11 protein-coding genes are annotated in these 13,897 nt (G+C 70.2%); all 11 read left to right on the top strand.

Annotation, left to right across the window (positions count from 1 at the left end; translation table 11 throughout):
• The first annotated feature begins 66 nt into the window (after nucleotides 1-66).
• The gene (locus AC07FA_RS09940) at nucleotides 67-420 is read left to right on the top strand and encodes an STAS domain-containing protein (protein ID WP_003967428.1); all 354 of its coding nucleotides are present in this window, start codon (nucleotides 67-69) and stop codon (nucleotides 418-420) included.
• Nucleotides 421-623: 203 nt separating this feature from the next.
• Nucleotides 624-1,070, top strand: a complete 447-nt coding sequence (locus tag AC07FA_RS09935) for an ATP-binding protein (RefSeq protein ID WP_479074414.1) — start codon at nucleotides 624-626, stop codon at nucleotides 1,068-1,070.
• Nucleotides 1,071-1,482: 412 nt separating this feature from the next.
• Entirely contained in the window at nucleotides 1,483-3,927 is a 2,445-nt protein-coding gene (locus AC07FA_RS09930) for a sodium-translocating pyrophosphatase (RefSeq protein WP_479074413.1), read from the top strand.
• Nucleotides 3,928-4,219: 292 nt separating this feature from the next.
• The gene (locus AC07FA_RS09925; RefSeq protein ID WP_479074412.1) at nucleotides 4,220-4,831 is read left to right on the top strand and encodes a small secreted protein; all 612 of its coding nucleotides are present in this window, start codon (nucleotides 4,220-4,222) and stop codon (nucleotides 4,829-4,831) included.
• A gap of 95 nt (nucleotides 4,832-4,926) precedes the next feature.
• The gene (locus AC07FA_RS09920) at nucleotides 4,927-6,432 is read left to right on the top strand and encodes a DUF7059 domain-containing protein (RefSeq protein WP_479074411.1); all 1,506 of its coding nucleotides are present in this window, start codon (nucleotides 4,927-4,929) and stop codon (nucleotides 6,430-6,432) included.
• Between the two features lie 67 nt (nucleotides 6,433-6,499).
• Nucleotides 6,500-7,510: a helix-turn-helix domain-containing protein gene (locus AC07FA_RS09915; RefSeq protein ID WP_479074410.1), complete on the top strand. Its 1,011-nt coding sequence runs from the start codon at nucleotides 6,500-6,502 to the stop codon at nucleotides 7,508-7,510.
• Nucleotides 7,511-7,586: 76 nt separating this feature from the next.
• The gene (locus AC07FA_RS09910) at nucleotides 7,587-8,654 is read left to right on the top strand and encodes an ABC transporter ATP-binding protein (protein ID WP_479074409.1); all 1,068 of its coding nucleotides are present in this window, start codon (nucleotides 7,587-7,589) and stop codon (nucleotides 8,652-8,654) included.
• Nucleotides 8,651-9,454, top strand: coding sequence for an ABC transporter permease (locus AC07FA_RS09905; RefSeq protein ID WP_479074408.1), 804 nt, complete (start codon nucleotides 8,651-8,653; stop codon nucleotides 9,452-9,454). Before AC07FA_RS09910 ends, AC07FA_RS09905 begins: the two co-directional genes overlap by 4 nt.
• A gap of 35 nt (nucleotides 9,455-9,489) precedes the next feature.
• Nucleotides 9,490-10,317 carry an ABC transporter permease gene (locus AC07FA_RS09900; RefSeq protein WP_479074406.1) on the top strand — a complete coding sequence of 276 codons (828 nt, stop codon included), beginning with the start codon at nucleotides 9,490-9,492 and terminating at the stop codon, nucleotides 10,315-10,317.
• Nucleotides 10,318-10,441: 124 nt separating this feature from the next.
• Nucleotides 10,442-10,639: a hypothetical protein gene (locus AC07FA_RS09895; protein WP_479074405.1), complete on the top strand. Its 198-nt coding sequence runs from the start codon at nucleotides 10,442-10,444 to the stop codon at nucleotides 10,637-10,639.
• 290 nt (nucleotides 10,640-10,929) lie between these two features.
• Nucleotides 10,930-13,788 (top strand): type I DNA topoisomerase, encoded by a 2,859-nt coding sequence (gene topA, locus AC07FA_RS09890; RefSeq protein WP_479074404.1) that lies wholly within the window; start codon nucleotides 10,930-10,932, stop codon nucleotides 13,786-13,788.
• The last annotated feature ends 109 nt before the right edge of the window (nucleotides 13,789-13,897 follow it).

Below are 13,897 nucleotides of genomic sequence, written 5' to 3'. Positions count from 1 at the left end.
TCCGTCCCCTGGCTCCGTCGGGGAGACCGAGGGGCGACCGCTCGATAGCAAGGTGCTGGAGGATCCGTGGACCTGTCCCTGTCGACTCGCAATGTGTCCGGCCCTGGTGGCGACCGTACGGTCGTCGAGGTCGGTGGCGAGATTGATGTGTATACCGCGCCCAAGCTGCGCGAGCAGTTGGTCGAGTTGGTGAATGACGGCAGCTACCACCTGGTTGTCGACATGGAAGGTGTCGACTTCCTCGACTCCACCGGCCTCGGCGTGCTCGTGGGTGGCTTGAAGCGTGTCCGGGCCCATGAGGGCTCGTTGCGCCTGGTCTGTAACCAGGAGCGCATTCTCAAGATCTTCCGGATCACAGGTCTGACCAAGGTGTTCCCCATTCACACCACGGTCGACGAGGCTGTCGCTGCCACCGACTGACGTCGGAGCGGGCCGGCCTCGTCTGGCCGGCCGGCAGGCAGTGCACAGCCCGGCACGCGGCAGCAGGCAGGCCGTGGCGAGCAGGTGGTCGGCCATGGGCCGACTGCCGGCTTTGTCGGCTTTTCCGGAGGCTGGAGAGCAGGGGTACCGGGCGCCACGCCCGGGCCTCTGAGAAGCACGCCCGTACGTTCGAGGGGGATCACATGGCCACCGTTGAACTCCGCTTCAGCGCTCAGCCCGAACATGTCAGGACGGCACGCCTTGTGGCAGCCGCCGTGGCGCGCCGGGCCGGGGTGGACGAGGCGTTGCTCGACGAGGTCAGACTCGCTGTGGGCGAGGCCTGCAGCCGTGCTGTCGGGCTGCACCGCAGTCATGGCATCACCGCCCCGGTGGCGGTCGTACTGACCGAAGAGGAGAAGACCTTCTCCATCGAGGTGGGCGACGAGGTGCCCGGCCCCGGCAGCGAGGCCCACGCCACGCCCGGCGGGCGAAGTGGCGCGATGGATTCCGAGACCGACGGCGAGGCCGAGGACGAGATGGGTCTCGCGGTCATCAGCGGCCTGGTCGACGACATGGAAGTCAGATCGGGTGCGGCAGGTGGAGTGATCCGCATGAGCTGGCCGACGAAGTCCGCGGCGGTGCTTTCCTGAGACCCGTGGCGGCGCGGTCCCGAGTCCGCGTCGAGCCTGTGGGGGTGCGTCCCCGAGCCCGCGTCGAGCCTGTGGCGGTGCGTTCCCGAGCCCGCGCACGGTTCCGGGTTTCCGCGATCGTCCGGGTGCGTGTGATCCGGCGCGAGTCCTGACCTGTTCCTATTTCCGGCACCTTCCGGGTGTGCGTGATCGATTTTCCGGGCCCTGCTGAGCAGGGCCTTTTTCGTTTTCGCTTGACCGGTGATCTCCCGGCAATGGCCCTGCCCCGTTACTGCATTCGGGCGAAATCGAGGGTGAGATCATTTGCCGATTGAGGGACGATGGTCAATTCCATTACGCACCCACTGTTTTGATCAGGTTCTGCTCCCTACAATCCGTCCACGTCTTGAGCGCTGAGCGTCAAGGAGGACGTATGGCGGGGTTCCGCAACACACCACTGGCAGAACTGACGCAGTATTCCGCACCTTCCGACCGTCCCACCTCACTCGCGGCCGCGGTTCTCACCGATGACAACCGGCTGATCATCATCGTTGTCGCGGTCGTCGCCGTCGCCGCACTGGTCGTGGCCCAGCTGCTGGTGCGCCAGGTCCTGGCCGCCGGTGAGGGTACCGAGCGCATGAAGGAAATCGCGGCAGCCGTCCAGGAGGGCGCGAATGCGTATCTGGCGCGGCAGCTGCGTACCGTCGGCATCTTCGCCGTCGTCGTGTTCTTCCTGCTTCTGCTGTTGCCGGCCGACAACTGGTCGCAGCGCGCGGGACGGTCGTTGTTCTTCCTGGTGGGTGCGCTTTTCTCGGCGGCTACCGGATACATCGGCATGCGCCTCGCCGTACGCAGCAATGTGCGCGTCGCGGCAGCCGCGCGTGAGGCGACTCCGGAAGAAGGCGAACCGGAAAAGGATCTCACCACCGTTTCGCACAAGGCGATGAAGATCGCTTTCCGTACGGGGGGCGTGGTCGGCATGATCACGGTGGGCCTCGGCCTGCTCGGCGCCTCCTGTGTCGTCCTCGTCTACGCCGCCGACGCGCCCAAGGTGCTGGAAGGGTTCGGACTCGGCGCCGCACTGATCGCCATGTTCATGAGGGTCGGCGGCGGCATCTTCACCAAGGCGGCGGACGTGGGCGCCGACCTCGTCGGCAAGGTGGAGCAGGGCATCCCTGAGGACGATCCGCGCAACGCCGCCACCATCGCCGACAACGTGGGCGACAACGTCGGGGACTGCGCGGGCATGGCGGCCGACCTGTTCGAGTCGTACGCGGTGACGCTCGTCGCCGCACTCATCCTCGGCTCGGCCGCCTTCGGGAACTCCGGACTGGCCTTTCCCCTGATCGTGCCGGCGATCGGCGTGGTCACCGCGATGATCGGCATCTTCGCGGTCGCCCCGCGGCGCGCCGACCGCAGCGGGATGACCGCCATCAACCGGGGGTTCTTCATCTCCGCGGTGATCTCGCTGGTCCTGGTGGCGGTGGCGGTCTTCGTCTACCTCCCGTCCTCGTACGCCGAACTGGACGGCGTCACCGACAGCGCCATCGCCTCGCACGGCGGCGACCCCCGGATCTTCGCCCTGGTCGCCGTCGCCATCGGTATCGTGCTCGCCGCGCTGATCCAGCAGCTCACCGGCTACTTCACCGAAACCAACCGCCGCCCGGTCAGGGACATCGGAAAGTCCTCGCTGACGGGCCCGGCCACCGTCGTGCTCGCCGGGATCTCCATCGGCCTGGAGTCCGCCGTCTACACCGCGCTGCTGATCGGGCTCGGCGTCTACGGGGCGTTCCTGCTCGGCGGTACGTCGGTGATGCTGGCGCTCTTCGCCGTGGCGCTCGCCGGGACCGGCCTGCTCACCACCGTCGGGGTCATCGTCGCCATGGACACCTTCGGACCGGTCTCCGACAACGCGCAGGGCATCGCCGAGATGTCGGGCGACGTCCAGGGCGCCGGCGCCCAGGTGCTCACCGACCTGGACGCCGTCGGCAACACCACCAAGGCCATCACCAAGGGCATCGCCATCGCCACCGCGGTCCTGGCGGCGGCGGCGCTCTTCGGGTCCTACCGCGACGCGATCGCCACGGCGGTCGAGGACGTGGGAGCCGAAGCGGGCGAGCTGGGGCTGAGCCTGGACATCTCCCAGCCCAACAACCTGGTCGGGCTGATCCTCGGCGCGGCGGTCGTCTTCCTCTTCTCCGGTCTGGCCATCAACGCGGTGTCCCGGTCCGCCGGGGCCGTGGTCTACGAGGTGCGGCGGCAGTTCCGCGAGCATCCCGGGATCATGGACTACAGCGAGAAGCCGGAGTACGGGCGCGTCGTCGACATCTGCACCAAGGACGCGCTGCGCGAGCTGGCCACGCCCGGTCTGCTCGCCGTGCTGGCGCCGATCGCGGTCGGTTTCAGTCTCGGTGTCGGGGCGCTCGGCTCGTATCTCGCGGGTGCGATCGCGACCGGCACCCTCATGGCCGTCTTCCTCGCCAACTCCGGTGGCGCGTGGGACAACGCCAAGAAGCTCGTGGAGGACGGTCATTACGGGGGCAAGGGCAGCGAGGCCCACGCCGCGACCGTCATCGGTGACACGGTCGGAGACCCCTTCAAGGACACGGCCGGACCGGCGATCAACCCGCTCCTCAAGGTGATGAACCTGGTGGCGCTGCTCATCGCCCCGGCGGTCGTTCAGTTCAGCTACGGGGACGACGCGAGCGCCGGGGTGCGGGCGGTGGTGGCGGGGTTCGCCGTCGTCGTCATCGTCGGAGCGGTGTACGTGTCCAAGCGGCGCGGGATCGTCATGGGTGACGAAGACGAATCCGGGGGCGGAGGGGACGACGATGGTGGCCGTCCCGCCAAGTCGCCCGATCCGGCGGCCATTTCCTGATTCTGGACGGCCGGCCTCGCGTGCCCCAATGGGCTCGGGGGCCGTAGCGCCAGGTCAAGCGGCGGGCGGGCGGACCTTTCTGAGGTGTCGTCCGCCCGCTGTGCTGCACGGGGCATCGTCCGAATCGGTGAGCATCCGCACGCGTGAGTGGGCATTCGGGTGAGTTGTATCTCCCTCATTTCCCTTGGTGCAAATGGCTGCAAAAGCCCGTACATCCGACGTCCGGCGCCAGAATGTCGCCCACTTGGCGTGTAAGTTCCGGGGCCGAGAGCCTTGGAAGGGACCCAATCCGGTGAACAAGAAGCTTGCAGCCGCACTGTCCGGCGGTGCGGTACTCGTACTGACGCTGTCGGGCTGCAGCGACGACAGCGACGACAAGGTCAACGACTGGGCCAAGGAGGTCTGCGACCAGGTCCAGCCCCAGCTGCAGAAGATCGCGGACGCCAACGCCGACATCCAGCGGCAGACCGCGGACAACAGCAAGCCGGCCGACGTCCAGGCGACCGACTCGGCCGCCTTCCAGCAGATCTCGCAGGCGTACAAGGCGCTGGGCTCAGCCGTGGACTCGGCGGGCCCGCCGCCCGTCGACGACGGTGAGACCACGCAGAAGGAGGCCGTGAAGGAGCTCAACGCCTCCTCCGCCGCCTATGCCGAGCTGAAGACGAAGGTCGACGCCCTCGACACGAAGGACCAGGCGAAGTTCGCCGACGGTCTCAAGAACATCGCCGACGAGCTGAACAAGATCAGCACCAATGGTGACCAGGCGCTGAAGAAGCTCCAGTCCGGTGAGGTCGGCACCGCGATGGCCAAGCAGAAGGGCTGCCAGAAGCCCACGGCCTCCTCGCCGTCCGCCGAGCCCCCGGCGTCGGCCTCGCCGTCCGCCTCGGCGAGCAAGAAGGCCTGAGGGCAGGGCCTGCTGGACCGCCGGTCAACGGCCCGGTCACCCTCCATGGGTGCCGGGCCGCTGCCGTTGTCAGTGGGAGCGGACACAATGGGCGGGTGAGTACGACCAGCCTTCCCGCATCCGACCGTATCCCCGCGCTCCGTGAAGCCCTGCTCTCCGCCGCCTTCACCGCGGACGGGCTCCTCGACCGGCTCGGCGCGTCCGCGTACGCCGCGCTCGCCCGCAGCGAGACGGTGCCCGCTCTGCGGGCGACCAGAGGCGAATCGCCGCTCGACACGCTGGTGCGGCTCTTTCTTCTTCAGCGCTCCGTCGCCTACGAGCGGGCCCGCGCCGCGCTTCCCGTGGAGGAGTGCGTCGAGGACGGCTGGCTGAGACGTGACGGCGACGAGGTGCGGGCGACCGTCGACGTCCGGCCGTACGGCGGGCCGGAGGGCGAGGACTGGTTCATCGTGTCCGACCTGGGCTGTGCGGTGGGCGGGGCCGGCGGCATCGGTTCGCACGAGGAGGGCGTCGTCCTCGGCGTCGGCGGGGCGTCGACCACGCTCGCCGGAATCACCGTCCGTGAGCCGGTGGCCTCCGCTCTGGACCTCGGCACCGGTTCCGGCATCCAGGCGCTGCACGCCTCCCAGCACGCCACCCGCGTCACGGCCACGGACCTGAACCCGCGGGCCCTGGCCTTCACCCGGCTCACCCTCGCCCTGTCCGGGGCCGCCCCCGCCGATCTCCGCGAGGGGTCCCTCTTCGAACCGGTCTCCGGCGAGACGTTCGACCTGATCGTCTCCAACCCGCCGTTCGTGATCTCGCCCGGCGCCCGGCTGACGTACCGCGACGGCGGAATGGGCGGCGACGACCTGTGCCGGACCCTGGTGCAGCAGGCGGGCGACCGGCTGAACGAGGGGGGTTACGCCCAGTTCCTCGCCAACTGGCAGCACGTCGAGGGCGAGGAGTGGCAGGACCGGCTGCGCACCTGGGTGCCGGGCGGCTGCGACGCCTGGATCGTGCAGCGGGAGGTGCAGGACATCACGCAGTACGCGGAGCTGTGGCTGCGCGACAGTGGCGACCACCGCTCGGACCCCGCCGCGTACACCGCGCGCTACGAGGCGTGGCTCGACGAGTTCGAGGCCCGCGGGACGAAGGCGGTCGGCTTCGGCTGGATCACGCTCAGGAAGACCGGTGCGGCCGAGCCGTCGATCGTGATCGAGGAGTGGCCGCACCCGGTGGAGCAGCCGCTCGGCCCCGCGATCGAGGCCCACTTCGCCCGCCAGGACTACCTCCGGGAGCAGGACGACGCGGCGCTGCTGGCCGCCCGCTTCACGCTGGCCGCCGAGGTCGTGCAGGAGCAGGTCGGACTGCCCGGCGCGGAGGACCCCGAGCATGTGGTGCTGCGCCAGAACCGCGGGATGCGCCGTGCCACCAAGGTCGACGCCGTAGGGGCCGGATTCGCCGGTGTGTGCGACGGGTCGCTGCCCGCGGGACGGATCCTCGACGCCATCGCCCAGCTGATGTCCGAGGACCCCGTGCTGCTGCGCGACCGCACCCCGCAGGCGATCCGGCTGCTGGTGGAAGAGGGTTTCCTGGAGCCGGTAGGAGAAAGCGCGTGAGCGCCTCCTGGCGGGTCCGGTGGGCCGGGCGCATGACGCCCCGGCCTCGTACGGAACCGGAGCGCCGGTGATCCGTATAGAGCTGGACGAGGCTTCGCTCGGCGCGACCCGGATCGCCGTCAGCCCGCTGTGGGACACCTTCTGCAGCATCCATCTGGCCCGCCCACACCGGACGGTCTCCTGGCCGTACGAGGCGTGGGTGGGCCGGGCCCGCGAGGTCCTGCGCGAGGACGACCGGACGCTCCCGCTGCGCCTCCTGATCGACGGCCCGGACGGCTTCCCCGACTTCATGGTGCCGAAGCCGGCCGGGGCCGCCTCCATCGAGGCGGAGCTCGACCTCGTCCGGGCCACGCCCGCCGATGTCGTACGGGCCGGGATCGACGAGCATTACGCGGACCTCGGCGACCATCCCTGGGTCCGCCCCTATCGCGACGACCCCGAGGCGGCCTGCGCAGCGCTCGCGGACGCGTACGCGGCGTACTGGGAAGGCGCGCTGGCGCAGCACTGGCCGACCATGCGCCGGCTCGTGGAGGACGAGGTCCTCGTCCGGGCCCGCACCTTCGCCACGGAGGGCGTCGACGCGCTCTTCGCGGGGCTGGAGGCTCGGGCCAGATGGACGCCGCCCGTCCTGGAGCTGACCAAGCACATCGACGCCGACTACCGGGCGGGCGAGCGGCGGCTGCTGCTCGTCCCCCTCGTCTTCGCCGAGGGCTGCCGGCTCTACTCCACCGACGACCCCGAGGTCCTGACCGTCTCCTTCCAGGCCAGGGGAGCGGCCGCCCTGCGCGAGCGGTGTGCCGAGCCGGAGTCCGGCGCCGCCGACCGGCTCGGTCTGCTGCTGGGCCGGGGGCGGGCCTCGGTCCTGCGCCAGCTCGGGGCCCCGCTCACCACGGCCGGGATATCCGACCGGCTGGGCCTCGCGCCGAGCACGGTCTCCGAGCACCTCTCGGTCCTCGCCGACTCGGACGTGGTGACCCGGCACCGCGTCGGCCGCAGCGTGTACTACCAGCTCACCGACACCGGCCGGGCGCTGCTCGCACTCCTGTCCGGGGAGGACATCCTGCGCGCGGTGTCCTGACGCGGGGCGCCGCGTGACGATTCGGCGGCCCCCGAATCGATGGCCGGGCAGCGGCCGCGGTTCTAGCGTCGCCGCCATGCTTGCGATCGAGGCGAGGAATCTCCGCCGCACCTACACCGCCCGCACGGGCTTTCTGCGGCCGCGCCGCACCGAGACCGAGGCCGTCCGCGGCGTCACTTTCCAGGTGGCGCGCGGCGAGCTCTTCGGACTCCTCGGGCCCAACGGCGCGGGCAAGACCACGACCATCAAGATGCTCAACACCCTTCTGCTGCCCACCTCCGGCACCGGGACGGTGCTGGGGCACGACGTGGCCACCGACCCCGTGGCCGTACGCCGCCGGATCGGGTACGTCTTCGGCGGCGACCGGGGTCTGTACGACCGGCTCTCCGCCCTCGACAATCTGCGCTACTTCGCCGAGCTGTACGGGGTCGAGCCCCGCGAACAGAGGGCCCGGATCGGTGAACTGCTGGATCTGGTGGGGCTCACGGGCCGCGAGAAGGAACGGGTCGAGGGTTACTCGCGGGGCATGCGTCAGCGCCTGCACATCGCCCGCGGCCTGCTGCACAAGCCCGATGTCCTCTTCCTCGACGAGCCCTCCATCGGCGTCGATCCGGTGGCGGCCCGCGATCTGCGCCGTACCGTCGCCGATCTGCGAGCGGGTGGCACGACCATCCTGCTGACCACCCATTACATGGCCGAGGCCGACGAACTCTGCGACCGGATCGCGGTGATCGCGGGCGGCACGATACGGGCGCTCGGCACCCCTGACCTGCTCAAGTCCCGGGTCCAGGACCGCGATGTCCTGGAGATCGAGGCGTACGGGGCGGCCGACGGCCACCTCGACCGCATCCGGGCACTGCCCGGGGTGCGGGGCGTGGCCGCGGAGGAGCGCGGCAGCGGGCAGGCCGTCACCGTGCAGACGGAGCGGGGAGCCGGGCTGCACGCCGGGGTCCTGGCGGCGCTCGACGGCATCCGGGTCGGACGGGTCGTCACCCGTGAACCGACCCTGGAGGACGCCTACATCGCGATCGTCGAGGAGACGAACGGCGCGGACCCGGAATCCGCGGCATCGGGCGGGCCGGAGACCGCGAGGTCCGACGAGCGGGAAACCGCCGCACGTGGTGAGCGGGAGGCCGCCGTATGAGGACGGGAACGAGCCCTCGCCGGGCCCTGCGGCTGACCGTCGTCGGTGTGCGCACCCACGTCTCGTACATGAGCCGGTCGCCGCTCGAAGTCACCTTCGCCGTCCTTCTGCCCCTGGTGTACGCGACTCTCGCCGTCTACCTCTTCCGCGCCGCCGACGACCCCGACGGCCTGCTCACCGCGGCCGTTGGGGCGGGGCTGATGGGCATCTGGTCCTCGGTGCTGTTCGGGTCGGGCGGCGCCGTGCAGAACCAGCGCTGGCTCGGCACGCTGGAGACGCTGGTCGCCTCGCCGGCCCCGCTCTCCCTCGTCCTGCTGCCGATCACGCTGGCCACGGCCGTCATCGGGACCTACGCCATGGGCGCGACGGTCCTCTGGGGCGCGGTGCTCTTCGGCGTGCCGATGGACTTCGCGCACCCGCTGCTCTTCCTCGTCGCCGTCCCCGTGTGCGTGCTGTCGCTCGGCATGATGGGGCTGCTCCTGGCCGCCACCTTCGTCCTGCTGCGCAACGCGAACGCGCTCGCCAACCCGCTGGACGCGCCCGTGTGGCTGCTGTCCGGAATGCTCGTCCCCGTCACCGTCCTGCCCGACTGGACCCGGCCGGTCTCCTGGGCGCTGCCCACCACCTGGGGTTCACGGGCCGTCCACGCGGCGACCTCGGGCGGGCCCGCCCTCGCCGAGGTGCTCGTCCCGATGGGCGCTGCCCTCGCCCTCGGCGGGTTCTACGCCCTGCTCGCGGTCCTGGTCCTCGGCCGGGTCGAACGCCGCGCCCGGGCCGCCGCCACTCTCTCCCTCGCCTGATGACCGGGCCGTTCAGGATCTCCAGGAGCCCCAGCATGCCCTCGCCAGCCCCCACCTCCCTGGCCGCACTCGCCTCGGGAGCCGTCCGTACGGCACGGCTTGTCGTCCTCGGCGGAGCCATCTCCTACCGCGCACTGTTCAACTGGACGACGCCGCCCATGTTCATCGGCACGCTGCTCGTCGGCCCGCTGCTGCAACTGCTGTTCTTCGTCTTCCTCGGGCGGCAGCTCGGGGTGGCCGACGACCGCTTCTATCTGCTCGGCAACGCCGTGCTCGCCTCCTCGACCGCCTGCGTCTACGGCGGCACCATGGCCATCGCCAACGAGCGCCGCTACGGCACTCTCGGCGCCGTCCTCCTCAGTCCCCGCCACCGCGCTCCGCTCTGGTTCGGCCGAGCGCTGCCCTACGTACTCAACGGGCTTCTCATCAGCGCCTTCACCCTCACCGCTGCCTCCCTCCTGCTGGGGCTGCGGATTCCGCTCGGAGCTGTACCGGGGCTTGTTGCGGTGCTGCTCGCCGCCTCCGCCGGATGCTCCGCGTTCGGTCTCGCGCTGGGGGCCCTCGGGCTCCGCTTCCGGGATGTCTTCCTGGTCTCGAATGTGGCCGGTTCCGTACTGCTCCTGCTGACCGGTGCCAATGTGCCCCGGAGCGGGCTACCCGCGTGGATGCAGGTCGTCGGTGACGTGCTCCCGCTGACCCATGCCGCGGACGCGGCCCGGCAGTTGTCCGCGGGCGGCGTCCTCGATACGGGCCTGCTCGGGGCCGAGCTCGCGGTGGGCGCCGGGTACGCGCTCCTCGCCGTGGGCCTCCTCGCGCTGTTCGAACGCGGCAGTCGGCGCCGCGCGACCCTCGACGTGATGTGACGACGTGACCCGGGAAGGGGCCGGGGGAGTGCTGTTCACCCCGGGTTCGTGTCGACGACGCCCCGGCGTGGCAGCCTCCCCCTGCCGGAGCGCGTCACGACGAGTGAGTTTGAGGGGTACGGACATGGAGGACGTCACCGCCGTCTTCGCCGGTACGGCATTCGCACTGTTCGGTGCCGCGCTCCTGACCTGGACGGGGGCGCGCACCCTGCACCGCGCGCCGGTGGCTCACGGTGTGAGCCCCGTCGCCTCCACCGCGCTCGCCACGCTTTTCGGCGCGGCGTTCCTCGTCGTCGGCGTCTGGTGCTTCACCCGCGCCTGATCCCCACTCCCAGCAGGGCTGGGCCCGGGCGTGGCACCTCCGGCGGGCTCCGCGAGCGCACCTCGGCGGCGCCCCGGAATGCGCAGGCAGGAGGCGTGCGCCCTGCGGACCGAGCGGTCCGGGCGGCAGGAATGGCGGAAGTCGGGTTACCGTTCGAGTGGCCGTTGCGGGCTTTTGCCGTTTGACACGGGGGCGGGTTGTACCGTCACACTCCGCAGCGACAGCACCGCGGGCAGCGTCATTACGCTGCCCGGATGCCCACTGAGTGCCGACCGGAGAGAAGAGCGAAGTTGTCCCCGACCAGCGAGACCGCACAGGGCGGCCGCCGACTCGTCATCGTCGAGTCGCCTGCCAAGGCGAAGACGATCAAGGGCTATCTCGGCCCCGGATACGTCGTCGAGGCGAGCGTCGGGCACATCCGCGACCTCCCGAACGGCGCCGCCGAGGTGCCGGACGAGTACACCGGTGAGGTACGTCGTCTCGGCGTGGACGTCGACAACGACTTCCAGCCGATCTACGTCGTCAACGCCGACAAGAAGGCCCAGGTCAGGAAGCTCAAGCAGCTGCTGGCCGAGTCCGACGAACTCTTCCTCGCCACCGATGAGGACCGCGAGGGCGAAGCCATCGCGTGGCACCTCCAGGAAGTCCTGAAGCCCAAGGTCCCGGTCCACCGGATGGTCTTCCACGAGATCACCAAGGACGCGATCCGCGCCGCCGTCGCCAACCCGCGCGAGCTCAACCAGCGCATGGTCGACGCCCAGGAGACCCGCCGCATCCTCGACCGCCTCTACGGCTACGAGGTGTCCCCGGTCCTCTGGAAGAAGGTCATGCCGCGGCTGTCGGCGGGCCGTGTCCAGTCCGTCGCGACCCGCCTCGTCGTCGAGCGGGAGCGCGAGCGCATCGCCTTCCGTTCCGCCGAGTACTGGGACCTGACCGGCACGTTCGCCACCGGCCGTACCGGTGACGCGTCCGACCCCTCGACGCTCACCGCCCGCCTCAGCGCGGTCGACGGCCGCCGGATCGCCCAGGGCCGCGACTTCGGTCCCGACGGGCAGCTCAAGTCCGCCTCCGGCCAGACGCTGCACCTGGACGAGACGAACGCCCGTGCCCTGGCCGCGGCGCTCGCCGAGTCCACGTTCGCGGTCCGCTCCGTCGAGTCGAAGCCGTACCGCCGCTCGCCGTACGCGCCGTTCCGTACGACCACCCTCCAGCAGGAGGCCAGCCGCAAGCTGGGCTTCGGGGCCAAGGCCACGATGCAGGTCGCGCAGAAGCTGTACGAGAACGGCTTCATCACCTATATGCGTACGGACTCCACGACCCTCTCCGACACCGCGATCTCCGCGGCGCGGGCACAGGTCACGCAGTTGTACGGAGCCAATTACCTGCCGGACAAGCCGCGCACGTACGCCGGCAAGGTCAAGAACGCGCAGGAGGCGCACGAGGCGATCCGTCCCTCGGGCGACCGCTTCCGCACCCCCGCCGAGACCGGTCTCACCGGCGACCAGTTCCGGCTGTACGAGCTGATCTGGAAGCGGACCGTCGCCTCCCAGATGAAGGACGCGGTCGGTAACTCGGTCACCGTCAAGATCGGCGGCCGGGCGAGCGACGGCCGGGACGCGGAGTTCTCGGCCTCCGGCAAGACGATCACCTTCCACGGCTTCATGAAGGCGTACGTCGAAGGCGCCGACGACCCGAACGCCGAGCTGGACGACCGCGAGCGGCGCCTGCCGCAGGTCGCGGAGGGTGACGCCCTCTCCGCCGACGAGATCACGGTCGACGGCCACGCCACCAAGCCGCCCGCCCGCTACACCGAGGCCTCGCTGGTCAAGGAGCTCGAAGAGCGCGAGATCGGCCGCCCGTCGACGTACGCCTCGATCATCGGGACGATCCTGGACCGCGGCTACGTCTTCAAGAAGGGCACGGCGCTCGTCCCGTCGTTCCTCTCCTTCGCCGTGGTCAACCTGCTGGAGAAGCACTTCGGCCGGCTGGTCGACTACGACTTCACCGCCCGTATGGAGGACGACCTCGACCGCATCGCGCGGGGCGAGGCCCAGTCCGTGCCGTGGCTGAAGCGTTTCTACTTCGGTGCGGGCGAGGACACGGCCGGCGCCGGTGCCGCCTCCGACGCGGGCAACGGCGACGGCGACCACCTCGGTGGTCTGAAGGAACTCGTCACCGACCTCGGCGCGATCGACGCCCGGGAGATCTCCTCCTTCCCCGTGGGCAGCGGCATCGTGCTCCGCGTCGGGCGCTACGGCCCGTACATCGAGCGCGGCGAGAAGGACTCCGAGGGTCACCAGCGCGCCGATGTGCCCGAGGAGATGGCACCCGACGAGCTGTCCGTGGAGTACGCGGAGGAGCTGCTGGCGAAGCCGAGCGGCGACTTCGAGCTCGGTGCGGACCCGGTCAGCGGGAACCAGATCATCGCGAAGGACGGGCGCTACGGCCCGTACGTCACCGAGGTGCTGCCCGAGGGCACGCCGAAGACGGGCAAGAACGCGGTGAAGCCGCGGACCGCCTCGCTCTTCAAGTCGATGTCGCTGGACACGGTGACGCTGGCCGACGCGCTCAAGCTGATGTCGCTGCCGCGTGTGGTCGGCGAGGACGCCGAGGGTGTCGAGATCACCGCGCAGAACGGCCGCTACGGCCCGTATCTGAAGAAGGGCACGGACTCGCGGTCGCTCACCTCCGAGGACCAGCTCTTCGACATCACCCTCGAAGAGGCCCTGGCGATCTACGCTCAGCCCAAGCAGCGCGGCCGCGCCGCCGCCAAGCCGCCGCTGAAGGAACTGGGCACCGACCCGGTGAGCGGGGCCCCTGTGGTCGTCAAGGACGGCCGTTTCGGCGCGTACGTCACGGACGGCGAGACGAACGCGACCCTGCGGACCGACGACAGCGTCGAGGACATCACGCCGGAGCGCGGCTACGAGCTGCTGGCCGAGAAGCGCGCCAAGGGTCCCGCCAAGAAGAAGACGGCGAAGAAGGCCCCGGCGAAGAAGGCCACGGCGAAGAAGACGACCACGGCCGCCAAGAAGACGGCGGCGAAGAAGACGGTCGCCAAGAAGACGACCACCGCCAAAAAGACGACGACGGCCAAGAAGGCCACAGCGGCGAAGAAGACGGTCTCGTCCGCCTCCACGGAGGACTGACCGAGCACGCACACGGACGGCGGGGCCCTCACGGTCCCGCCGTTTCGTATGTCTCGTATCCGTATGTCTTGTATCCGTATGTGTCGCGTGTACGGGGAAGGCGCCCGCC

The sequence above is a fragment of the Streptomyces sp. NPDC045968 genome (assembly GCF_056430475.1).
This window is presented reverse-complemented; position numbering and strand designations above follow the sequence as displayed.

Bases quoted from the DNA above. Each gene is read 5' to 3' on its own strand.
- AC07FA_RS09935 (WP_479074414.1), top strand. From the start codon at position 624: ATGGCCACCGTTGAACTCCGCTTCAGCGCTCAGCCCGAACATGTCAGG.
- AC07FA_RS09930 (WP_479074413.1), top strand. From the start codon at position 1,483: ATGGCGGGGTTCCGCAACACACCACTGGCAGAACTGACGCAGTATTCC.
- AC07FA_RS09910 (WP_479074409.1), top strand. From the start codon at position 7,587: ATGCTTGCGATCGAGGCGAGGAATCTCCGCCGCACCTACACCGCCCGC.
- AC07FA_RS09905 (WP_479074408.1), top strand. From the start codon at position 8,651: ATGAGGACGGGAACGAGCCCTCGCCGGGCCCTGCGGCTGACCGTCGTC.
- AC07FA_RS09900 (WP_479074406.1), top strand. From the start codon at position 9,490: ATGCCCTCGCCAGCCCCCACCTCCCTGGCCGCACTCGCCTCGGGAGCC.
- AC07FA_RS09895 (WP_479074405.1), top strand. From the start codon at position 10,442: ATGGAGGACGTCACCGCCGTCTTCGCCGGTACGGCATTCGCACTGTTC.